The following is a 1,105-nucleotide window of genomic DNA, read 5'->3' as shown; positions in this document are numbered from 1 at the left end:
CGCTCGACCGCGAGCGCGACGCCCATCCCGCCGCCGATGCACAGCGACGCCAGCCCGCGCTTCGCATCGCGCTTGACCATCTCGTGCAGCAGCGTCACCAGGATCCGGCAGCCCGACGCACCGATCGGGTGACCGATCGCGATCGCCCCGCCGTTCACGTTCACCTTCGACGTGTCCCAGCCCATCTGCTTGTGCACCGCCAGCGCCTGCGCCGCGAACGCCTCGTTGATTTCCATCAGGTCCAGGTCGCCCGGCGTCCAGCCCGCGCGCTCCAGCGCACGGCGCGACGCCGGCACCGGGCCCATGCCCATCACGCTCGGGTCCACGCCCGCGTTCGCATACGCCTTGATCCGCGCCAGCGGCGTCAGGCCCAAGGCGGCTGCCTTCTGCGCCGACATCACCAGCACCGCGGCCGCCCCATCGTTCAGCCCCGACGCGTTCGCCGCCGTCACCGAGCCGTCCTTCGCGAACGCCGGCTTCAGCCCCGCCAGCGACTCCGCCGTCACGCCGTGACGCACGAACTCGTCCGTCGCGAACTGCAGCGGCTCGCCCTTGCGTTGCGGAATCGACACCGGCACGATCTCGTCGTTGAAACGCCCGGCCTTCTGCGCGGCTTCCGCCTTGTTCTGCGACAGCGCCGCGAACGCGTCCTGCTCTTCGCGCGTGATCCCGTATTCCTTCGCGACGTTCTCCGCCGTGATCCCCATGTGGTACTGGTTGTACACGTCCCACAGCCCGTCGACGATCATCGTGTCGACCAGCTTCGCGTCGCCCATCCGGAACCCGTCACGCGAGCCCGGCAGCACGTGCGGCGACGCGCTCATGTTCTCCTGGCCACCCGCGATCACGATCTCCGCGTCGCCCGCGACGATCGCGTTCGCCGCCAGCATCACGGCCTTCAGGCCCGAGCCGCACACCTTGTTGATCGTCATCCCCGGCACGGCGTTCGGCAGCCCCGCCTTGATCAGCGACTGCCGCGCCGGGTTCTGCCCGGAGCCGGCCGTCAGCACCTGGCCCATGATCACTTCGCTGACCTGCTCGGGCTTCACGCCCGCACGCTCCAGCACTGCGCGGATCACCGTCGCGCCCAGTTCGGGCGCCGCAA

Annotated in this window: 1 protein-coding gene; it reads right to left on the bottom strand. The window is 70.0% G+C overall.

What is annotated here, in order from left to right:
• The coding region (locus H0X91_RS34675) for an acetyl-CoA C-acetyltransferase (protein WP_080327058.1) at window positions 1-1,105 on the bottom strand (1,105 nt) is incomplete at both ends.

This window comes from Burkholderia sp. 9777_1386, from assembly GCF_015712265.1.
Lineage (GTDB): Bacteria > Pseudomonadota > Gammaproteobacteria > Burkholderiales > Burkholderiaceae > Burkholderia > Burkholderia cenocepacia.
This window is presented reverse-complemented; position numbering and strand designations above follow the sequence as displayed.